Annotated in this window: 17 protein-coding genes and 1 riboswitch; of the genes, 6 read left to right on the forward strand and 11 right to left on the reverse strand. The window is 73.5% G+C overall.

The annotated features are described in order from the left end of the window. Nucleotides 1-37: 37 nt before the first annotated feature. From smpB to IRY44_RS05440, 4 genes are read right to left on the reverse strand one after another with little or no spacing between them, the layout of a single operon-like run. On the reverse strand, nt 38-529 hold the full coding sequence (smpB, locus tag IRY44_RS05425) for an SsrA-binding protein SmpB (RefSeq protein WP_194799353.1): 492 nt from the start codon (nt 527-529) through the stop codon (nt 38-40). Further along, complete coding sequence (locus tag IRY44_RS05430; protein WP_194799354.1) at nt 502-1,176, reverse strand: lysoplasmalogenase; 675 nt, start codon at nt 1,174-1,176, stop codon at nt 502-504. The genes smpB and IRY44_RS05430 overlap by 28 nt, the downstream gene beginning before the upstream one ends. Then, nucleotides 1,173-2,000 carry a sterol desaturase family protein gene (locus IRY44_RS05435; protein WP_194799355.1) on the reverse strand — a complete coding sequence of 276 codons (828 nt, stop codon included), beginning with the start codon at nt 1,998-2,000 and terminating at the stop codon, nt 1,173-1,175. The genes IRY44_RS05430 and IRY44_RS05435 overlap by 4 nt, the downstream gene beginning before the upstream one ends. Next, entirely contained in the window at nt 1,997-2,725 is a 729-nt protein-coding gene (locus tag IRY44_RS05440) for a FadR/GntR family transcriptional regulator (RefSeq protein WP_194799356.1), read from the reverse strand. Before IRY44_RS05440 ends, IRY44_RS05435 begins: the two co-directional genes overlap by 4 nt. Before the next feature lie 137 nt (nt 2,726-2,862). Here IRY44_RS05440 and htpG point away from each other — a divergent pair, with 137 nt between their 5' ends. Next, nucleotides 2,863-4,755 (forward strand): molecular chaperone HtpG, encoded by a 1,893-nt coding sequence (gene htpG / locus IRY44_RS05445; protein ID WP_194799357.1) that lies wholly within the window; start codon nt 2,863-2,865, stop codon nt 4,753-4,755. 609 nt (nt 4,756-5,364) lie between these two features. Here the strand turns inward: htpG and IRY44_RS05450 are convergent. From IRY44_RS05450 to IRY44_RS05460, 3 genes are read right to left on the reverse strand one after another with little or no spacing between them, the layout of a single operon-like run. Further along, nucleotides 5,365-6,063: an SDR family oxidoreductase gene (locus IRY44_RS05450; RefSeq protein WP_194799358.1), complete on the reverse strand. Its 699-nt coding sequence runs from the start codon at nt 6,061-6,063 to the stop codon at nt 5,365-5,367. 31 nt (nt 6,064-6,094) lie between these two features. Next, nucleotides 6,095-6,571 (reverse strand): helix-turn-helix domain-containing protein, encoded by a 477-nt coding sequence (locus IRY44_RS05455; protein WP_194799359.1) that lies wholly within the window; start codon nt 6,569-6,571, stop codon nt 6,095-6,097. 47 nt (nt 6,572-6,618) lie between these two features. After that, a complete protein-coding gene (locus IRY44_RS05460; RefSeq protein WP_194799360.1) occupies nt 6,619-8,181 on the reverse strand; it encodes an LLM class flavin-dependent oxidoreductase in 1,563 nt (520 codons plus the stop codon). A gap of 171 nt (nt 8,182-8,352) precedes the next feature. Beyond that, a riboswitch (cyclic di-AMP (ydaO/yuaA leader) is annotated at nt 8,353-8,498 on the forward strand. Here IRY44_RS05460 and IRY44_RS05465 point away from each other — a divergent pair. Together IRY44_RS05465 and IRY44_RS05470 are read left to right on the forward strand one after the other, a co-directional pair. Further along, nucleotides 8,497-9,141, forward strand: a complete 645-nt coding sequence (locus tag IRY44_RS05465; protein ID WP_194799361.1) for a transglycosylase family protein — start codon at nt 8,497-8,499, stop codon at nt 9,139-9,141. (Overlaps the previous riboswitch by 2 nt.) 185 nt (nt 9,142-9,326) lie before the next feature. Further along, on the forward strand, nt 9,327-9,776 hold the full coding sequence (locus IRY44_RS05470; RefSeq protein ID WP_194799362.1) for a YbaB/EbfC family nucleoid-associated protein: 450 nt from the start codon (nt 9,327-9,329) through the stop codon (nt 9,774-9,776). A gap of 75 nt (nt 9,777-9,851) precedes the next feature. Here IRY44_RS05470 and IRY44_RS05475 read toward each other — a convergent pair whose 3' ends face one another. The 4 genes from IRY44_RS05475 to IRY44_RS05490 form a co-directional block, all read right to left on the reverse strand. After that, the gene (locus IRY44_RS05475) at nt 9,852-11,915 is read right to left on the reverse strand and encodes a M4 family metallopeptidase (RefSeq protein ID WP_194799363.1); all 2,064 of its coding nucleotides are present in this window, start codon (nt 11,913-11,915) and stop codon (nt 9,852-9,854) included. Between the two features lie 388 nt (nt 11,916-12,303). After that, entirely contained in the window at nt 12,304-14,616 is a 2,313-nt protein-coding gene (locus tag IRY44_RS05480) for a transglycosylase domain-containing protein (protein WP_194799364.1), read from the reverse strand. Nucleotides 14,617-14,762: 146 nt separating this feature from the next. Next, nucleotides 14,763-15,425: a hypothetical protein gene (locus tag IRY44_RS05485; protein WP_194799365.1), complete on the reverse strand. Its 663-nt coding sequence runs from the start codon at nt 15,423-15,425 to the stop codon at nt 14,763-14,765. A 130-nt stretch (nt 15,426-15,555) separates the two neighbouring features. Beyond that, nucleotides 15,556-16,644 (reverse strand): hypothetical protein, encoded by a 1,089-nt coding sequence (locus IRY44_RS05490; RefSeq protein ID WP_228531461.1) that lies wholly within the window; start codon nt 16,642-16,644, stop codon nt 15,556-15,558. A gap of 149 nt (nt 16,645-16,793) precedes the next feature. Between IRY44_RS05490 and IRY44_RS05495 the strand changes: the two genes are divergently transcribed. Genes IRY44_RS05495 through IRY44_RS05505 form a run of 3 tightly spaced genes read left to right on the forward strand, consistent with a single transcriptional unit; the run spans nt 16,794 to nt 21,377 of the window. Continuing rightward, nucleotides 16,794-17,735 carry a diacylglycerol kinase family protein gene (locus IRY44_RS05495; protein ID WP_194799366.1) on the forward strand — a complete coding sequence of 314 codons (942 nt, stop codon included), beginning with the start codon at nt 16,794-16,796 and terminating at the stop codon, nt 17,733-17,735. A gap of 29 nt (nt 17,736-17,764) precedes the next feature. Then, nucleotides 17,765-18,535, forward strand: coding sequence for a nucleotidyltransferase domain-containing protein (locus IRY44_RS05500; RefSeq protein WP_194799367.1), 771 nt, complete (start codon nt 17,765-17,767; stop codon nt 18,533-18,535). A gap of 46 nt (nt 18,536-18,581) precedes the next feature. Beyond that, on the forward strand, nt 18,582-21,377 hold the full coding sequence (locus tag IRY44_RS05505; RefSeq protein WP_194799368.1) for an FAD-binding and (Fe-S)-binding domain-containing protein: 2,796 nt from the start codon (nt 18,582-18,584) through the stop codon (nt 21,375-21,377). The last annotated feature ends 33 nt before the right edge of the window (nt 21,378-21,410 follow it).

The raw sequence follows: 21,410 nt of genomic DNA on the forward strand, positions 1-21,410 counted from the left end.
TCAGCGTGCCACCGCCCTGGGACAGAAAACGGCCCGCTCAGCCCCGCCGCGCCGCCGTCCGGCCCTTGAGGCGGCGGCCCATCTCCCGGGCGATCTCCTTCTTCGCGTCCCGCTCGGCCAGCGCCTGGCGCTTGTCGTACGACCGGCGGCCCCGGGCCAGGCCCAGCTCCACCTTGGCCCAGCCGTCGGCGAAGTACATCGACAGCGGCACCAGCGTGACGCCGCCGTCGCGCAGCTTCTCCAGGATCCGGGCGATCTCCACCCGGTGCAGCAGCAGCTTGCGGGTGCGCCGGGGCGCGTGGTTGGTCCAGGTGCCGAAGCCGTACTCGGCGATGTGCAGGCCGTACAGCATGATCTCGCCGTCGCGCTCCTGGGCGAACGCGTCGACAAGCGACACCCGCCCCTCGCGCAGCGACTTGACCTCGGTGCCGGCCAGCACGATGCCCGCCTCGTACGTCTTGAGGATGTCGTAGTCGTGCCGCGCCTTCTTGTTCGAGGCGATCAGCTTGCGCCCGTTCTCCCTGGCCACGCGAGCAGGGTACCCGCAGGCGGCGGTTGCGGGCCGGTCGCCGGGCGCGTCGCGGCCACCCAGCCGGTGGTGATGAGCAGCAGCGCGGCGCAGTAGGTGACCATCACCAGCAGCCCTCGCCCAGGCAGGTCCACGCCGGCCGCGCCCACGCCGATGAGCAGGTCGGAGACGAGGAAGAGCGCCCCGCCCGCGGCGACAGGCGCCGACACCCCGGTCGCGGCGGCGGCCATCAGGCACAGGGCCAGGCTGTAGCCGAGCACCGGCAGCCGAAGCGGCCCGAGCATGCTCCAGAGCAGCGCGTTCGCGCCGGCCCAGGCGACCAGGTAACCGGCCCAGGCCACGACCGGCGCGCGCCGGTGCCGGATGAAGGCGGTGATGAACGCGATCTGGGTGACCAGGAAGAAGCCCATCCCGGCCAGGAACGCGGTGTCGCCCTCCACGAGGAGTGCGACGTCGCCTGCGGTGGCGGCGACCAGGCCGACCGCCACCGCGTCGACGCGGCGCCGGTGCGTCAAGAGGTACGCCAGCAGCACCGGCGCCAGCAGCGGCTTGGCCACCCACTGGAGCGCTGCCGAGTCGAGCGCGACGCCGACCAGTTCGACGGCCGCGACCAGCCCGAACAGGGGCAGCAGCCAGGAGCGCCTCATCGGGCCGGCTGCCAGCCGGGACGGCCGAACAGGTAGCCCAGCCGGTGCCGCCAGCAGTCGGCCCGGCGTACGTCGGACCAGATCGCGGTGAACTCGTGGGTGGCCACCCGCAGCGGGTTGTAGGTGCCGATGTTCTTGGTCAGGCCGTAGCGCGCGGTGGCCCGCTCCGGCTCGAACGTGCCGAACAGCCGGTCCCAGATGATCAGGATGCCGCCGTAGTTGCGGTCCAGGTACTCGGTGTTCGAGCCGTGGTGCACGCGGTGGTGCGACGGCGTGTTGAAGATCCACTCGATCGGCCGGGGCAGCACCCTGATCCGCTCGGTGTGCAGGAAGAACTGGTACAGCAGGCTGACCGACTGCTGGAGGAAGATCATCCACGGCGGGATGCCGAGCAGCGCCAGCGCCAGCCAGAACGGCAGCGAGGTCATCGGCGTCCAGCTCTGCCGCAACGCGGTCGAGAAGTTGTAGTAGACGCTGGAGTGGTGCACGACGTGGCTGGCCCAGAGCACGCGTACCTCGTGGTGCGAGCGGTGGAACCAGTAGTAGGCCAGGTCGTCGGCGAAGAACAGGATCACCCAGGTCCACCAGTCGCCGGGGGACAGGTGCACCGGCGCCACGGTCCACAGCGCGGCGAACGCACCGACGGTGAGCAGCTTCCACGGGAAGCCGATGATCTGGCTGCCCAGCCCCATCGACAGGCTGGTGGTGGTGTCGCGCAGCTCGTAGCCGCGTTCGTCGTCGTCGGGCAGGAAGCGGTAGGAGACCGCCTCGATGACGATCAGGAGCAGGAACGCCGGGACGGCGTACAGCACGGCGGGGATCATGCGCGCGCTTCCCTTCCGGGGACGGGGGTGGTGGGGGTGGTGACCGGCGCGGTCAGCAGCTCCCGGGCGTGCCGGGCCGCCGCCGCACCCTGACCGGAGGCGATCGACGCGGCGAGACGGCGGTGCCCGGCCACGTCGAGCAGTTCGGCCGCTCGGGCGTCCGGGGGGACGTCACCGACCGCGAACGTGCCGGCCACCAGGCTGTTGAAGGCGAGCTGGTAGGCGGTGTTGCCGCTGCCGCGCACGATCAGCCGCCAGACGGCGATGTTCGCCTCGTTCATCAGGTCCAGGTCGGGGGCCAGGTCGCCGTACTCCTCGGCGGCCCGGACCAGGGCGGCGACGACCGCCGCGTCCGCGCGCTCGGCGCAGAGCCGGGCCGCGTCGATCCCGACGCACGCCCGCATCTCCAGCATGTCGCGCACCAGCGTCTCGACCGGGAGTACGTCGCCGGAGCGGGCCAGGGACAGCGCGAGGTCCAGTCCGGCGTGGACCCGCCAGTCCAGCACCCGGGTCGCGTCGCCCTGGCTGACCCGGACCAGGCCGAGTTGTTGCAGGCGGCGCAGCGCCTCCCGGACGGCGTGCCGGTTGACCGCGAACGCCCCGGCCAGCTCCCGCTCGCCGGGCAGCGTCTCGTCCGGCGCGTAGCGACCGGACACGATCGCGTCGCGCAGCCGCCCGAAGACGTGGTCGGAGACCGAGACACGGGGAGCGGGATCGAAGGTCATGTGCAGCAGTGTGGCCCCGAACACATCAACCCGTCAACTGGTTGTACCAGTCGATTTCGAGGACGGCCGGTGCGTGCCTCCTTGGTCACCCCTCGTATCCTTTGCGCCGTAGGCCCGCCAGAGGGAAGGGAGTCGGTGTGAGCGACCGGGTCGAGACGTTGGAGTTCCAGGCCGAAGCTCGTCAGCTGTTGCAGCTGATGGTGCACTCGATCTACTCGAACAAGGACGTCTTCCTGCGCGAACTGATCTCGAACGCGTCCGACGCGCTGGACAAGCTGCGGCTGGAGTCGCTCGTCGACAAGGAGCTGCCGGCCGACACGTCCGACCTGCACATCGAGATCGAGGTCGACAAGGACGCCCGTACGCTCACCGTGCGGGACAACGGCATCGGCATGACCCGCGACGAGGTGGTCGGCCTGATCGGCACGATCGCCAAGTCGGGCACCGCCGAGCTGCTGCGCAAGCTGCGCGAGTCCGCCGACGCCGCCGCGTCCCAGGAGCTGATCGGCCAGTTCGGCGTCGGTTTCTACGCCACGTTCATGGTCGCCGACAAGGTGACGCTGCTGACCCGCCGCGCCGGGCAGTCCGGCGGCACCCGCTGGGAGTCCGCGGGCGAGGGCACGTACTCGATCGAGGAGGTCGAGGACGCCCCCCAGGGCACCTCGGTCACGCTGCACCTCAAGCCCGTCGACACCGAGGACAACCTGCACGACTACACCGCCGAGTGGACGATCCGCGAGATCGTCAAGCGGTACTCCGACTTCATCTCGTGGCCGATCCGGATGACAGTCGACAAGCCCGGCGAGGACGGCGCCACCACCCGCGAGGAGCAGACGCTCAACTCGATGAAGGCGCTCTGGGCGCGCTCGCGGGACGAGGTCGACGAGGCCGAGTACAAGGAGTTCTACCGGCACGTCGCGCACGACTGGGCCGACCCGCTCGAGACGATCCACATGCGCGGCGAGGGCACCTTCGAGTACGAGGCGCTGCTGTTCCTGCCCTCGCACGCCCCGCTCGACCTGTTCTCCCCGCAGGGCCGCCGCGGTGTGCAGCTCTACGTCAAGCGCGTGTTCATCATGGACGACTGCGACGCGCTGATGCCCAACTACCTGCGCTTCGTCAAGGGCGTGGTGGACGCGCACGACCTGTCGCTGAACATCTCCCGGGAGATCCTCCAGCAGGACCGGCAGATCCGCGCGGTGCGCCGCCGGCTGGTCAAGAAGGTGCTCGCCACGCTCAAGGACATGTCCGCCGAGTCGTACCGCACGTTCTGGACCGAGTTCGGCGCGGTGGTCAAGGAGGGTCTGCTGGAGGACCCGGACAACACCGAGACGCTGCTGGAGCTGGTCCGGGCCGCCAGCACCCATGACCCGGCCGAGCCGACCACGCTGCGCGACTACGTGGAGCGGATGAAGGACGGCCAGAGCGAGATCTACTACGCCACCGGCGAGAACCGGGCCACCATCGAGAACTCGCCGCACCTGGAGGCGTTCCGCGCCAAGGGCTACGAGGTGCTGATCCTCACCGACCCGGTGGACGAGGTGTGGGTCGAGCGCGTCGGCGCGTACGACGGGAAGACCCTGCGCTCGGTCGCCAAGGGGCAGGTGGACCTGGAGACCGAGGAGGAGAAGGAGAAGGCCGAGGCCGAGCGGCAGGAGTACGCCGACCTGCTCACGTTCCTCGGCGGCGCGCTGGCCGACAGCGTCAAGGAGGTGCGGCTGTCCACCCGGCTGACCACCTCGCCGGCCTGCGTGGTGGGCGACGCGCACGACATGACGCCGACGCTGGAGAAGATGTACCGGGCGATGGGCCAGGAGGTGCCGCAGATCAAGCGGATCCTGGAGCTGAACCCGGCCCACCCGCTGGTCACCGGGCTGCGCAAGGCGCACGGCGAGGGCGGCGACACGGCCGCGCTGACCGAGACCGCCGAGCTGCTGTACGGCATGGCGTTGCTGGCCGAGGGCGGCGAGCTGGCCGACCCGGCCCGGTTCACCCGCATCCTCGCCGACCGCCTGGCCCGCGGGCTGTAGCCCCACCCCGACCCGGTTCGCCCGACCAACCCCGGCGGGCCGGCGTGATCGACTCCATGACGCCGAGGTGGCGGTATCGGCATGCCTCCGATACCGCCACCTCGCCGAGCCGGTGTCGACCCCGCTCGGAAAGTCGATGGTCGGGCGGGTGTCGGGTCAGCTGATGATCCACTCCAGCTCGCCGAAGTGGTGGTATCGGACGAGCTCTGACCCCGCCATTTCGCCGTACTGGTGATGATCACGGTGGGTATCCCAGACTGGGGAAGATCGATCCCACCTGGAGGGATGCCCGGGGCGGTGAGGGCTTCCGCCCGCATCGGCAGGGCTGCCCCGGTGCACAGGTGTGGGTCGGGGTGGATGGCGGAGCGCCGCTGTTGATCGACTGTGCCCGGGCGGTAGTCGTGGCAGCCGCTTGATCGACACCACTGCGCCGAAGTGGCGGCATCCCACGGGCTCTGACCCGGCCACCTCGGCGAGCTGGTGTCGATGACGCTGGGGTGTCCCAAAGTGGGGGAGGCTGGTCCCAGATGGAGGGACCTCGGGCGGTAGTTGTGGCAGCGGAACTGTCTTGCCGAGGTGGCGCCGCCACCTCGGCGACGACGGGTCGGCTCAGGGGAGCGCTGGGTAGAGCGCTGCCACCCCGCCGGACAGCCCCGCCTGGACCCGGCGGGCCACGTCGTCGGCCAGGATCTCGTAGCTGTCGGACTCGATGCCGTCGGCGGCGAGCCGGGCGACGTCGGCCGGGTGCGCCTTCGGGCCGGGGACGGCGGCGGCCATCTCGGTGTCCATGTAGCCCACGTGCAGGCCGGCGACGCGGACGCCCCGGCCGGCCAGCTCCAGGCGCAGGGCGTTCGTCATCGACCACTCGGCGGCCTTGGCCGCGCCGTACGCGCCGACGCCGGGGAACGTGAACCAGGACAGCGCGGACAGCACGTTCAGGATCGTGCCGCCGCCGTTCGCGGCGATCCGGGGCGCGAACGCCCGTACCACCGACAGTGTGCCGAGGTAGTGCGTCTCCAGCTCCAGCCGGATCTTGTCGAGGTCGCCGTCGAGCAGGTCGGTGCCGGTGCTCACGCCCGCGTTGTTGACGAGCAGCGTCACGTCACCGGCCCGCTCCGCGGCGGCGGCGACCGACGCGGGGTCGGTGACGTCCAGGCGCACCGGGGTAACGCCGGGCAGGTCCACGGTGTCCGGGTTGCGGGCGGCGGCCCAGACGGTGGCGCCGCGCGCGGCGAGTTCGGCGGCCAGGTGCCGGCCGAAGCCGCGGTTGGCGCCGGTGACCAGGGCGGTGCTTCCAGCGATCTTCATGTGTCGCTCCGAGGTGTGGTGAGGGAGGGAGTCAGGCGGACAGCAGGCCCGGACCGGGCAGGACGGCGAGCTCACCGGGCGGTACGTCGTGCCCGGCGTCGCAGCGCAGCCGGGCGTGCACCGGGGCGCCACACTCGTCGTGGGCCACCCGGACCGCCGGGCCCGCCTCGTCGGCGGCGTACGTGTCGCCCCACTGCCGCAGCGCGACCAGCACCGGGATCAGGTCGCTGCCCTTGGCGGTGAGCACGTACTCGTCGCGGGTGCGCTGCCCGGGCTCGCGGTAGGGACGCCGGTCGAGCAGCCCGTCGGCGACGAGCTGCTTGAGGCGAGCGGCGGCCACCGGCTCGCTGACGCCGACCCGCCGGGCGAAGTCGTCGAAGCGGCGGGTGCCGAACGACGCCTCCCGCAGCAGGAGCAGCGTGGTGCGGTTGCCGACCACCTCCAGCGCCCGGGCGATCGAGCAGTTGGCGGTGGACCAGGAGTCACGCTGCGCGAGGAGGTCCGTCATGGCGTCAACGGTACCCACCTGACTTAGGAAAGCAAAAGCCAGCTACCTCACAGCTGGCCGGGGAAGAATCCGTGCCGGGCCAGCGGCTCGACGATCTGGTGCTCCTCGTACGACAGGTGCGACAGCAGCGTGTCGGTGAGCAGGTCCACCGCCTCCTGGAGTCCGGTGAAGTCGCCGGGCCGGCGGACCAGCTCCACGAGCGCCCGGTCGACGCTCTCCACCACGCCGTGGATCACCACGTGCTCCTCCTCCAGGCGGTCCAGCACCGCCGCCAGCCCGGCCTCGGAGCGGCGCAGGTGCGGGAAGATCGAGGCGTCCTCCAGCCCGTGGTGCTGGGTGACCATCGTGCAGTACGCCGCGCAGTACGCCCCGAGCGTCCAGTTGTTCTGCCGCATGGTCATCTCGTTCAGCGCGGCCCGCGCCCGGCCCGGCGTGACAGAGCCCTGCTTGACCTGTTCCAGCAGGTCGCGCACCTGGGCCAGCTCCTGGCGCAGGTGGTCGTGCACGTCCACCAGGTGCTGGCCGGCGGCCTGTCCGCGGGCCGGGTAGACGTGCCCGGCCGGCGGCGGCGGGGCGCTCGGGCGGGTGGACTCGTCCCACGGGCGGCGCGCGCTCAGGCGTACCCCCGGGTCGGGGGTGGGGGTGACGCCGAGCGTGCTCGGGCCGCCGGCGGAGGTCTGCTCGTCGGCGGCCGTGCGGGTTCCGCCGGCGGGCGCGGCGCGCTCGGCGGCGACCAGCTCCCGCACGGCGGGCGCGACCTCCTGGCCGAAGATCTGGATCGCGCGCGGCTCGTCGCTGCCGAGGATGAACGTGGTGATGCCGTGCTCCAGGGTGAGCCCGGCCAGCTCCTCCACCCACTGCTCCGGCGGCCCGGCCAGGAAACCGGCCGACGAGCGGGCGAACGTGCCGGTCACGTTGAGCATGCGGCGGATCGCGGCCGGGTCGCGTCCCGCGGCCGCCGCGCCCTCGTCGACCAGCGCGTTGAGGGCGGGCAGCTCGTCGGGGCCCTTCGGCAGGTACGACAGGGACGGCAGCCAGCCGTCCGCGGCGCGGCCGACCAGGCGCAGCATGCGCGGCTTGTACGCGCCGACCCAGATGCCCACCGGGTGCGCGGGCGCCGGGCCACGCTTGGCGCCGACCACCCGGTAGTGCTCGCCGTCGACGCGGATCATGCCGCGACGGTCGGTGTCCCAGACCTCGCGGATCACCCGGATCGCCTCGTCGAGGGCCTCGACGGCGGCGCCGGGGGACAGGCGTCGCCCGCCGGCCGCCTCGATCGCGTCCCAGAACGCGCCCGCGCCGAGCCCGAGCTCGACCCGGCCGCCGGTGAGCAGGTCCAGGCTGGCGACGCTGCGGGCCAGCACCACCGGCTGGCGCAACGGCAGGTTGAGGACGTTTCCGGCCAGGCGGACACGTTCGGTCGCGGCGGCCACGTAGGACATCAGCGTCCAGGTGTCCAGGAAGCCCGGCTGGTAGGGGTGGTCCTGGAACGTGACCAGGTCCAGCCCGACCTGCTCGCAGAGCCGGGCCAGCGCCACCACCTGGTCGGGCTGCGCGGCGGCGGGGGTGATGAAGCCGCCGAAGGTCAGCTCGTGTCCGTGATCGGTCATCCGTCAAGCCCTCCCGTGATCTTGCCTGGCCCTGCCACCGTAGCGCCGCCGCCGGTCGCCCGGCCGGGTGAAGAGCGTCACAAGAAGTGGACGATCGTCGCAAATCGCTCCTAGCGTCGGTTTCGTTCGCAGACGCGGACACCGAGTGCCGGAAACGCCAAATCCCGCCGCCGGCCCCGGTAACCGAACCTCGTGCGGGAGCGGGGGAACCACACGTTCCACGGTGCATCGTCACCTCGGGGTGAAGCCGCCACCGGCGGCCGGGCTCCTCGGCCCGAACCCGACAGCTCACCTCGTCGGCGTGGAGGAATCCACATGGCAACTGAATACTCAGCCCGAAGCCGCCGTACCGCTCTCGGGGCGGTCCTGGCCGGCGCCGCCGTCGGCGCCGCGACCCTCTTCGGCCCGGCCGCTCCGGCCAGCGCGGGCGTCAACTGGGACGCGGTCGCGCGCTGCGAGTCCGGCGGCAACTGGAAGATCAACACCGGTAACGGCTACTACGGCGGGCTCCAGTTCTCCCGCGCCACCTGGAACGGCTACGGCGGCCAGAAGTACGCCGCGCGCGCCGACCTGGCCAGCCGGTCCGAGCAGATCGCCGTGGCGGAGAAGGTGCTGCGCGGCCAGGGCATCGGCGCGTGGCCGGTCTGCGGCAAGAAGGGCGGCTCGGCGAGCGCGGCGACCCGGTCCGAGCGGGCGACCACGAAGGCGGCACCGAAGAAGGCGGCGCCGAAGCGGGCCGCCGCGACGAAGGCCGCGCCGGAACGCGCCACGACGAAGGCGGTGCCGCGGCCGTCCTCCGCTGCCGGGACGTACGTGGTCCGGCGCGGGGACACGCTGTCGGAGATCGCCGTGGCGCAGCGCGTCGACGGCGGCTGGCGTGCCCTGCACGAGCGCAACCGGGCAGTGGTCGGCGACGACCCGGGCCTGATCTTCCCCGGTCAGCAGCTGCGCCTGCGCTGACCTCGTCCGAGCGCCCGGCCGGTTCGCCCCGGCCGGGCGCTCGGCCGTCCGCGACACGCCGCGTGGCCGGTGTCCGGCCTGCTCGCGGGGCCGGGACGCGACCCGGACCGGCCGGTGACCGCGATTCGTCGGAGCCGGTTGCTAGGGTCACGCATGCTCGGCTAAGACGTGAAGAAAGCGCGGATATGACCAACGACCCGTTCTCGGCGGCCGCGAGCATCGACGAGCTGCTGACCCGCACGCAGCAGGCGCTCACCGCGATGCGCTCCCGGGCCTCGGCGCATGCCGACGGCGAGCCGGGTGAGCTGCTGTTCGCCGAGGGCACCGCAGCCGGCGGCCGGGTTCGCGCGGTCGCCGTCCAGGGTGGCCGGCTCGAGTCCGTGACGATCGACCCGGAGCTGGCCGGCGAGCCCCTCGACGTCCTCTGCGGACACCTCGTCACCGCCGCCAACGCCGCGCTGTCCGAGCTGGACGACCGGGTCAGCGCGTCGGCCCGGGCCGACGCCGACGCGCTCGCCGCCCGCCTCGGCAACATGGGCGACCAGGCCGAGCTGTTCGGCCGCGCGATGCACGAGGCGGCCGCGCGGATCCACCGCGACCGCGGTGCCGGGTCCCGGGCCGGGCGCGCGGTCTGACCCGACCGCACACGCCCCGGCACGACGAGGCGGCCGGCCGCCGGGAGGACGACGACCGGCCGCGCTACGCCACTGTCAGCTCAGGGTGACCGCGGTGTCGTCGACGACGAAGGACGTCTGCAACGAGCTGTCCTCCACGCCGGTGAACGAGATGGTCACCGTGGTGCCCGCCAGCGAAGAGATGTCGAAGGACCGCTGCACGTAGCCGGTGGCCTTGTTCAGGTTGGAGTAGGTGGCCAGCGTGGTGCTGCCCGCCTTGACGGTGAGCTTGTCGTACGCGGTGCTGGTGGTCGACTCCGCGCTGTCGATGTGCAGCCAGAAGCTCAACGTCGCCCGGCATCCGGCCGGGATCGTCACCGACTGACTGAGCGTGTCGGTGTGCGACGAGCCGTACCCGTCCAGCCACGCCTTGTACGAGCCGCCGTGCGCGGCCTGGCCGCTGTCGGTGGTGATGACGCCGGACGAGGCGCTCCAGTTCACGTTGCCCGACTCGAAGCCCGGGTTGGCGAGCTTGTTGCCGGAGCAGCCGCCCGACGGCGGGGTGGTCGTGGTGCTCGGCGTGGGCGTCGGGGTGCCGCCGGCACAGGTCGGGTCGCCGGACTGGGCCGGCACGCTCACCGCGTCCCAGGCCGCCTTGACCGTGTTGAACTCCGCGCAGCTGCCCGGGTAGAGGTTCTTCGCCGCCTGCAGCGTCCAGGTGCGGTACTTCAGGTACGACGAGGACGACGTCTTCAGCAGCATGCCGTTGTACATGATCTTCATGGCCTTCTGGATGCCCAGGCCGGTCACGCTGCTGCCGTTGCAGGTCGAGCTGGACGGCTGCCCGTTGGTCGGGCTGCTGCCGTTGGCGAGCAGGTAGAACCAGTGGTTGCCCGGGCCGGCCGCGGCGTGCACCTCGGTCGACGGGATGCTGCTGGAGTAGCAGTTCGGGTCGCCGAGCGCGGACGGGTTGTACATGTTGCGGATCGGGCCGGAGCCGACCAGGTTGATCTTCTCGCCGACCAGGAAGTCCGGCGCGTCGTAGCTGGACGGCTCGTTGGCGAACCACTCGGTGGCCGCGCCGAACGTGTCAGCCACGAACTCCTGCGTGCCGCCGCCGGAGATGCCGCCGGGGGTGTTGTCGTCGATGCCGTGGCCGATCTCGTGCGCCACCACGTCCAGCGAGCCGATCCACTGGCCGGCGGTGTTCTTGCCGATCTGCACCTGGCTGCCGTCGTAGTAGGCGTTCTGGTCGTTGAGGCCCACCCGGATCGGCCAGTAGCCGCCGTTGCCGTTGGCGCCGTTGCGGCCCAGCCACTGGGCGAGCATCTTGTGCTCGGTCTGCGCGGAGAACAACGCGTCCACGCAGCCGGTCTCCTTGTTGGTGGCGGTGCCGTTGCCCCACACGTCGTCGGAGCCGCTGAACGTGGTGTTGTTCGCCGCGTCCTGGCAGCTCAGGTTGGTGACGGTCGGGTCCTTCATGGTGTACGTGGAGCCCGACTGGGTGGTGTTGAGGGTGAGCGGGCTGGGCCCGTTCCAGGCGCCGGTGCCGGTGCCGCGCACGACGTGCTCCTGCTTGCGCAGGACCGCGCCGGTGCGGGCGTCGACGTCGACGGTGAGGCGGCTGGGGCCGTCCGCGCCGGTGCCGCGCACAGTGCTCTCCCAGGCCAGCGCCGGTGCGGCGCCTAGCGTGTAGACCACGAGCGTGGTGCCCTCGACCGCGTCGACGGTCTTGAGCTGTGCGCGCGCCGTCCTCGCGGCGGCGGCCGGGGTCAGCGCGGGCGTGGTGGCGAGGGCGCCGATGGGCCGCTGCTGGGCGACCGAGGCGTACTTCAGGTTGCCGGCCGAGTCCGTGGCGAGCACGAAGTCGCCGCCGACCACCGGAAGGCCCTTGTAGGTGCGCTCGTAGGGCACGTACTGGGTGCCCTCGGAGGAGATGACCGGCTTCTGGACGAACGCGTCGTCGGAGCCGGCCTGCAGGTAGGCGGGGCGGTTCGCGACCAGGGCGCGGGCGGAGTCGGCGGCGGTCGCGCGGGCCTGCGCCGGGTTCGGGGCGGCGGGCCCGGGTGGCGCGGCCTGCACGGCGGCGGCGGTTCCTGCGGCGAGCAGGCCGGCCGCGGCCGCGCCGGTGAGCGCAGCAAGGCGAGGTGAGAGTTTCACGGGGGTTTGCTCCTGTTCTACAGGTGCGCCGCACGGAGCCCGGTGGGGACGGGCGGCGCGGTGGTGCGAGGCAGGGTGACGGCCGGTCACCGGAGCTGCCGGCGTGGCTCCGGGTCGACAGATCGACCGTCGCGATTCGCCGGGGGTCGGCGGCTCGCTGGTGCACAATCACACGCCGTGCGAGGCCGGAGCAATAAGTGACCTGGGCAACGACTGATAGTCGGGCGTGTCGCCGCGCGCGTCGATTCAGGCAACCATGATCTTCAATAGGCCCTGATCAGGGCGAATATCGCCGACGGTGGATGGGTGCCGGTGCAAATTGCGGACGTTGCCGCTGTGTGCGAATGGCGCGCATAGACGCGAGGCCGCCGCCCTGCGCCCGGGCGGGTCAGCGCGGGCCGCGGGTCCGCGTCGGCGACACGGTGGGCAGCGGTGGCAGCGACGGCGTCGATGTCGGCCGCGAGGTCGGCCGCCCGGTCGGATCCGGGCTCGGGCTCGACGAGGACGGGCTGGGGCTCGGCGACTCCGACGGTGTCGGCGCGGCGGTGGTCGGCGGCGGCGCCGACCGCGTCGGCTCCGGGGTCTCGCCGGGGAACGCCGGCTGACCGAAGCGGTACTTGTCCGGGTCGAGCTTCATCGCCGCGGTGGCCCGGGTCATGAACTGCCGCCAGATCGGCGCGGCACCGGTCGAGCCGTACACCTCGTAGCTGCCGCCCCTGGTCCGCAGCGGCTTGCCGTCGGTGGTGCCCAGCCAGACGGCCGAGGCGAGCGCGCCGGTCCAGCCCACCATCCAGGTGTGCACGTTCTGCGTGGTGCTCTGCCCGGCCTGCCAGGTGCCGGTCTTGCCGGCGGAGTCCCAGCCGTTGCCCAGCTCGGCGGACCGCACCCGGCGCAGCGTCCAGTCGAGCTGGTCGATCGCCTCCCGGTCCAGGCCCAGATCCGTCGTACGGAGCTGCTCGGTCCACACGTCCTCGTCGTCCTTGCCGACCGACCGGACGAAGTGCGCGTCGGCACGCTTGCCGCCTGCGGCGAACGTGGCCATGCCGTTCGCGTGGTCCTGCACGGTGATGCCGTACTGCCCGATCCCGACCTCGGTGGAGAACCGCTTCGCCACCTCGTCGGCCGGGTCGCTGCGCAGGTCGACGCGCTGCGGCCGGGGATTGCCCCGGACCGTCTCCCACATCGACTCCACGCCCGCCTGCCGGGCCATCTCGATCACCTTGTCGGTGCCCAGCTTCTCGGTCAGCTCGAAGTAGGTCACGTTCAGCGAGGCGACGGTCGCCTCCCAGAGCGCGCAGTCCGGCTGGCAGGGCGCACGCTCGGCGTTGCGGATCGGCCCCGCCGCGCTGCCCTTGGTGCGCCCCGAGGCGGGGAACTCCTTGGTGTCCGGCGAGTCGAACCGCTGCTTCACCGAGATCCCGTCGCGGACGGCCGCCGCCAGGTCGTACACCTTGAACGACGACCCCGGCGGATGCTGGCCGAACCCGCGGGTCTCGCCGTTCTCGTCGTAGTACCACCCCGCGTAGTCCGCGCCCGAGCCCTTGTCGCCGCCGTAGTAGCCGAGCACCCGGCCGGTGCCCGGCTCCACCGCCACCAGCGCCGCCTGCCAGTTGCGCGGCTGGCCGCGTACCGCCTGCGGCGCGGTGTCGCGGCGGATGTCCGCCGCCGCCTCGGCCGCGTCCTGCACCCGCTTGTCGATGGTGGTGACGATCCGGTAGCCGCCGTCGCGGATCACCTCGTCGGGCTTGCCGCGGAACGGCTCGGTCTCGCGCAGCTCGGCGAGCACGTGGTTGACCACCAGGCCGGTCGGCCGGTCCAGGTCGGACCGGCCCGCGTCCTTGTCGATCGGCCGGACCGTGTCCGGGTACGCGAGATCCGCCGCCTGCTGCGGCGTCAGGTAGCCGAGCTTGACCATGCCGTCGCGGATGTAGTTCCACCTGTCGATCGAGTTCTGCCGGGCCAGCGCGTTGCGGCGCGGGTCGTAGCCGGGCGAGCCCTCCGGGTCGGCCGGGTCCGCCTCCGGCTGCTTCACCATCGCACAGAGCACCATCGCCTCGGCCGGCGTGAGCTGCCGCGCGGCGGGCGCGTCCCGGCGTACCGTCTTGCCGAAGTACGTCTGCGCGGCCGCCTCGATGCCGTACGCGCCCCGCCCGAACGGCACCGTGTTCAGGTAGAAACCGAGGATCTCCTCCTTGGAGTACGCGTCGTCGAGCTTCCACGCGATCACCGCCTCGCGCAGCTTGCGGGAGTAGGTGACCCCGCGCAGGTCCGCGGCGATGCGCGCGTACTGCTGGGTGAGGGTGGACGCGCCCTGCCGCTGCCCGCCGCTGATGTTGGCCCAGGCCGCCCGCAGCACACCCTTGACGTCGATGCCCTGGTTCGTCCAGAACGTGCGGTCCTCGGCCGCCACGATCGCCTGCTTGGCCGAGTCGTTCATCTCGTCGTACGGCACGATGGTGCGGTTCTGCGCGCCCAGCTTGGCCATCGGCGTGCGGCCGTCGGCGTAGTAGACGGTGGTGGACTCGGGCAGCTTCAGGTCGCTGGGCGTCGGCACGCTGTCGAAGTAGTAGCCGCCGGCGACCAGCCCGCAGCCGGCCAGCAGCGTGCAGACCGCGAGGACGACGAGCAGACGCCGCCGCTTGCGTTTCGGGCGCACCGGTGCCGCGCCGCCCGGTGCCGCTGTGGATCCGCTGTTCCGCATGCGTTACCTCCGACTGCTCGGCTGAGTCGTGCCCGGCTCGCAGGCTAACCGAGCAGCGCCGACGGCACCGGCCGAAGAACCCGCATGGTGTGGCGTGCTCCGGCCGGGGCGCACGGGCGCCGCCCCGGCCCGGAGGGCTCACCTGGTCAGCGCGCCGCCCGTCCGGCGGCGCGGCCGTCGCGTTCCCGGCGGGCGGCCCGGCGGGTCCGCCACCTGTCGTTGCCGCCGGCGTGGAACGGCGCCGACCGCCACAAGGACCGCACCGGCGTGCCGTCGGGGGCGGCGAACGTCTCCCGCTCGGCGTAGCCGTGCCGCCGCAGCAGCTCCTCCGTCTGCTCACCGGCGCACGGATGCGCGTACGTGGGCAGGCTCAACGTGTCCATCCGGCGCTGCGCCGAGGACAGCGCCTGCGTCGCGCCGCCCCGGGGCGCGGCCAGCAGCGCCAGATGGTTGTGCGGCTCGGCCGGACGGCGTGCCGCCAGCTCCGCGCCGAGGCGGCGGAACCGGTCCTCGTCCGGCCCGGCGGCGCCGGCGAGCCGGTCGGCGTACCGGTGGGGGGCGGGGATCGGGCGGTAGCGGTGGAACCACACGGTGGCGGCGCTGCCGTCGGGCAGCAGGAACGCGTCGCCGAACAGCAACGCGTGTTCGGTCCAGATCCGCGCCACGGCGGCGAGGACCGGCAGGCGGCGGGAGGTGTCGGGGACGAGCCAGGCGGCCAGCGCGGTGGGCGCGAGGGCCTCGGCGACGAGATCGGCGATGCGGCCGATGTCGCACCACCGGGCGCGGACGACGGGCAGGGCTGTGCTCATGAACGAACTCCTGTTGTCCAGGCGTGATCGGGTCGGTTGCGGGCGCCGGACGACGGCGCCGCCGCGGCATGCGGCAGACGGGCGGGACACGCCCGTGCTCCGGATCGGAGGTGGTGCCTGTGGGGTCCGCTCAGGCGGGTCTGGTGCCGGGGCGCGACGTACGCGACGGCGGCAGCGGATCGGCCGTCGGCCGCGCGTAACGGTGGGCCAGGGTCGGCAGCCGCCAGCGGTTCGTGTCCGCGTCGGCCGCCTCGCTGTGCACCGCGCCGCCGCCGTGGCTCAGGCCGTGCGGTGGCAGCGGTACGGCGGGCGTGGTCGTGACGTGCACCGCCGGGCCGACAGCCGCCGGTGCCCGGCTCTGTGCCGGGTCGGCCCACCGGGTGCCGACGACGGTCAGGGTGCGCGCCGCCGGGGCGGCGAGGACCGGACCGCCGAGGCGGGACGGTCTGTCGTGCGCACGCTCGGCGGCGGGCGCGGGCGTCGCGGCCGGGTCGGCCGGATGAACGGGCTCGGCCGGTGGGCCCGGCTCGACCGGCCCGGGCTCGCCGGGTGCCGGAGGCGATCCGGGGTCCGGCGCGGACGGCGGGTCGAGCAGATCGGTCACCGGGCTGAGCGGGTCGAGCACCGGTGCCAGCGGGTCGAGTACCGGTTCCAGGCCCCGCCAGACCGGGCCGAGGATCGGGCGCAGCGGCTCCACGACCGGCGACAGCAGGTCCGCCACCGGGTCGAGCACGCCTGCCTGCACCGGATCGGTGACCGGGCTCAGGCCCTCGGCGACCGGCGCGAGCACGCGGTCGCGTACCGGCGTCACCACCGCCTCGACCACCCGGCCGGTGACCGGGGTCGCGGGGGCCGGCGGCGCCTTCGGCCGACCGGTGCCGGACGCGGGCGTGCCGGACGCGGGTGTGTCCGGCTTCGGCGTGGTCGCGTCGGGTGCGGGCGCAGGTGCGGACGCGGCTGGCGTCGCCGGTTCCGCCGTGGCGCCGCCGGAACCGGCGGTGGGCGCCTCGCCGGGTTCGGACGTGGGCAGGCCGAGCACCGTCCCGAGCGTGTGGGTGAGCACCCCGACGGTGGCGGTGAGCGGGCCGGACGGACGTTCGGCGGCGTGGGCGGCCGAGCCGAAGGCGGCCTCGTGGGCGCCCCAGACCACTGCCACGCCGCCGAGCAGCAGACCGAGGCGCAGCGTGCAGCGCGCCACCCGCCCGGCCTGTCCCGACATTCCACACCTTTCGCGCCCGCACCCGGCGGCACGGATCGACGTCCCGCACTGTACCGAACGTGGCGGCCCGGGCACAGTACGCCGCCGACGGGTGTCGGGCGCGTCGCGCGCAGGCGTGGGATCCGCGGCGTCCGGGTACCAGCCGGGTCATGGACACGCGCACGGCCGAACGCCCGGACACCACCCCCGCACCCGCCGCGCCCCCGGCCGGTGTGGTCGCTGTCGTCGCCCACCGGAAGAAGACGTTCGGGGGAGGGCTCGACGAGCTGCGCTCCCGGCTCGTCGCCGCCGGGGTCGGGCGGCTGCTCTGGTACGAGGTGCCGAAGAGCCGGAAGGCACCCAGGCGGGTCCGCGCGGCATTGGACGAGGGCGCCGAGCTGGTGCTGGTATGGGGCGGCGACGGCATGGTGCAGCGGTGCGCCGACGCGCTCGCCGGCAGCGGCGTGCCGATGGGCATCCTGCCGGCCGGCACGGCCAACCTGTTCGCGGTGAACCTGGGCATCCCGGTCGACCTGCCGGAGGCGGTACGCATCGCGCTGCACGGCCGCCGGCGCGAGCTGGACCTGGGCCGGATCAACGGCGAGCACTTCGCGGTGATGGCCGGCGCCGGGTTCGACGGCGACCTGATCCGGGACGCCGACCGGCAGCTCAAGGGCCGGTTCGGCCGGATCGCGTACGTCTGGACCGGGCTGCGGCACGTGCGCGGCGAGTGCGTACGGACCCGGATCCGGGTCGACGGCGCCGACTGGTTCGACGACGAGGCGAGCTGCGTGCTGTTCGGCAACGTCGGCACCATCACCGGCGGCATCCCGGCCTTCGACGACGCCCGCCCGGACGACGGGGCGCTGGAGATCGGCGTGTCCACCGCCAGCGGCGCGGTGGACTGGGCGCGCACGCTGGGCCGGATGGCCGCCGGGCGCTCCGAGGAGTCGCCGTTCGTGCGGATCACCCGGGGTCGCAAGATCAGGGTGCGGTTCGACGCGCCGAAGACGTACGAGCTGGACGGCGGCGCCCGGGGCAAGGCGAAACGCCTCAAGGTGAAGGTGGTGCCGGGCGCGCTGACCGTGTGCTGTCCCGACCCGGCGGACTGACCGCGCCCGGGCCGGGGCAGGATGCCGGAATGCGCGACGACATCCGCGACTACCTGGCCGAAGTGGTCCGCCGCTCCCGGGACGTGCTCGGTGACGACCTGGTCGGCGCGTACGCCGCCGGGTCGGTCGGGCTGGGCGCGTACCAGCCGGGCCGCAGCGACGTGGACGTGGCGCTGGTGGCCGCCGGGCCGATGCCGGAGCCGGACAAGCGCCTGCTCGTGGACCGGCTGCGGCACGGGTCGCTGCCCTGCCCGGCACGCGGCCTGGAACTGGTCGTCTACCGCCGCGACGTGGCCGCCTCCGGCACCGCGGAGCCGGGCTTCGAGGTCGAGCTGAACACCGGCGCCACCATGCCGTTCCGCGCCACCTACGACCCGGCCGACCGGCCGGCCGCCGACGGGCGGTTCTGGTACGCGCTGGACCGCAGCATCCTGCGCCAGTCCGGCCTGACGCTGCTCGGCCCGCCCGCCGCCGACGTGTTCGCCGACCCGTCCCCGCAGGCGCTGCGGGCACTGCTTGCCGACGCGCTGCGCTGGTGGCTGGCGCTGCCCACGCCATCCGGCGACGAACCCGCCCCCGGCGCGGAGGACGCGGTGCTCGGCGCCTGCCGGGCGCTGGTGCGCATCCGCGACGGCGTCTGGCTGGGCAAGGTCGACGCCGGGCTCCGGGTCGCCGCCGACGACCCGGACGCCGCGCTGATCCGCGCCTCGATCGAGGCACGCGGCGGCGGCACGCCGCCGTCCGGCCCGGGCGCCCGCGCGTTCCAGCGGCGGGTGCTGGACCGGATCACCGCGCGGTGAGCCCCGCCGCGCGTGACTACTGTGAGCCGGGGGAGGTGCGGTGATCATGACGGAGCTGAGCGCGTCCACGCGGGCCGGACTGGAGTCGGTGGTGCCCGGTGGCGTGGCGACCCGGGCCGCGGACCGGCTGCGGATGGCCCACGACGCCTCGCACTACCTGCTGCACCCCGGCGCGGTGATCACGCCGGTCGACGCCGGTCAGGTGGCCGCGCTGCTGGCGTACGGCGCCCGCACCGGCACCCCGCTGACGTTCCGCTCCGGCGGTACCAGCCTCAGCGGCCAGGCCGTCACCGACCGGCTGCTCGTCGACGTGCGGCGGCACTTCCGCGACCTGACGGTCCTCGACGACGGGCGGCGGGTACGGGTGCAGCCCGGGGTGGTACTGCGGCAGGTGAACGCGCGCCTCGCGCCGTACGGCCGCAAGCTCGGCCCCGACCCGGCCAGCGAGTCCGCGTGCACGGTCGGCGGCGTGGTCGCCAACAACTCCAGCGGCATGACCTGCGGGACCGAGTTCAACACGTACCGGACGCTGGAGTCGCTGGTCCTCGCGCTGCCCAGCGGCACCGTGCTGGACACCGGCGCCCCGGACGCCGACGCCCGGCTGCGCGCCGCCGAACCGGCACTGCACGCCGGGCTGCTGCGGCTGCGCGACCGGGTACGCGGCAACCCCGACTCGGTGCGCCGCATCCGCGCCCAGTACGCCATGAAGAACACCATGGGGTACGGCGTGAACGCGTTCCTCGACCACGACGACCCGGCCGACCTGCTCACCCGGCTCGTGGTGGGCAGCGAGGGCACGCTCGCGTTCGTCGCCTCGGCGACGTTCCGGACCGTACCCGTGCACCGGCACGCCGCGACCGGCCTGCTGGTCTTCGACTCCCTGGGCGCGGCGATGGCCGCCATGCCGGCGCTGGTGGCCGCCGGCCCGGCGGCGATCGAACTGCTCGACGCCGCCGCCCTGCGGGTGGCCCAGCGCGACCCGAAGGCGGACGCCACGCTGCGCGGCCTGGCCGTGCGCGGGCACGCCGCGCTGCTCGCCGAGTGGCAGGAGTCCGACCCGGCGGCGCTCGCCGACCGGGTCGCCGGCGCCGAACCGGTGCTCGCCGGCCTGCCGCTGAGCGCACCGGCCCGGCTCAGCGGCGAGCCCGCTGCCCGCGCCGCGCTGTGGCACATCCGCAAGGGCCTGTACGCGGCCGTGGCCGGCGCCCGCCCGTCCGGCACCACGGCGCTGCTGGAGGACATCGCCGTCCCGGTCGAGGCGCTCGCCGGCACGTGCGCGTCGCTGGCCGAGCTGTTCGACCGGCACCTGTACGCCGACAGCGTCATCTTCGGCCACGCCAAGGACGGCAACCTGCACTTCATGCTCAACGAGCGGTTCGACGGCGGTGAGGCCCCGGCGCGCTACGCCGACTTCACCGAGGAGATGGTCGACCTGGTGCTCGGCCACGGCGGGACGCTCAAGGCCGAGCACGGCACCGGCCGGGTGATGGCCCCGTACGTGCGCCGCCAGTTCGGTGACGAGCTGTACGAGGTGATGCGGGAGCTGAAGGCGCTCTGCGACCCGGAGGGCGTCCTCAACCCGGGCGTGCTGCTCAGCGACGACCCGGAGATCCACATGCGGCACCTCAAGACCGTGCCGACGGTGGAGGAAGAGGTGGACCGCTGCGTCGAGTGCGGCTACTGCGAGCCGGTCTGCCCCAGCCGCGACCTCACCACCACGCCCCGGCAGCGCATCGTGCTGCGCCGGGAGATCGCCGCCGCGCGGGCCGCCGGCGACACCGCGCTGGCCCGGGAACTGACCGACGCCTACGACTACGACGCGGTGCAGACCTGCGCCGTCGACGGCATGTGCGCCACCGCCTGCCCGGTGCTGATCAACACCGGTGACCTGGTGAAGCGGCTGCGCGCGCAGGAGCACGGCCGGGCGGCGGGGACCGCCTGGCGCGGCGCCGCCCGCCGCTGGGGCGCCACCACCCGGGGCATGGCCCGGGGACTCGACCTGGCCGGGGCGCTGCCACCCGCGCTGCCCGAGACCGCCACCCGGGCCGCCCGCGCGGTGCTCGGCGCCGACCGGGTACCGCGGTGGCAACGGGACCTGCCGCGCGGCGGCACCCCGCGCCGCCCGCACCGGGCCGACGACCCGGACGCGGTGTTCGTCCCGTCCTGCCTGGGCACCCTGTTCGCCCCGGAGCGGGGCGGCACCGGCGTGGCAGCCGCGCTGCTCACGCTCGCCGAGCGGGCCGGCGTACGGCTGCTCGTGCCCGACGGCATCGGTGACCTGTGCTGCGGCACCCCCTGGTCGTCGAAGGGACTCACCGAGGGCTACCGGGCGGTGCGCGACCGCGTACCGCCGGTGCTGCGCGCGGCCAGCCGGGACGGTGCGCTGCCGGTGGTCAGCGACGCCGCGTCCTGCACCGAGGGCTTCGAACGGCTGCTCGACGGCGCCGGGGACGTGCGGGTCGTGGACGCGGTCGCGTACACCGCCGGCACGCTGCTGCCCCGGCTGACGGTGCGCCGCCGGATCGGCTCGCTCGCGCTGCACCCGACCTGCTCGTCGGTCCGGCTCGGCCTGGACGACGCGCTGCTCACAGTGGCCCGCGCGGTCGCCGACGAGGTGGTGGTCCCGGAGGGCTGGCAGTGCTGCGGCTTCGCCGGGGACCGGGGGCTGCTGCATCCGGAGCTGACCGCGTCGGCCACCCGGGCCGAGGCCGCCGCCGTCACGGCACGCCCCTTCGACGGGTACGCCTCGGTGAACCGGACCTGCGAGATCGGGCTGGCGCGGGCCACCGGGCAGCCGTACCGGCACCTGCTGGAGTTGCTGGCCGAGGCCACCTCGCCGTAGCGACGTCCGCGGAGTGCCGGCTTTTCGCGTGAT

Origin of the sequence: Micromonospora sp. ANENR4, from assembly GCF_015354395.1 — a bacterium.
Classification (GTDB): Bacteria; Actinomycetota; Actinomycetes; order Mycobacteriales; family Micromonosporaceae; genus Micromonospora; species Micromonospora aurantiaca.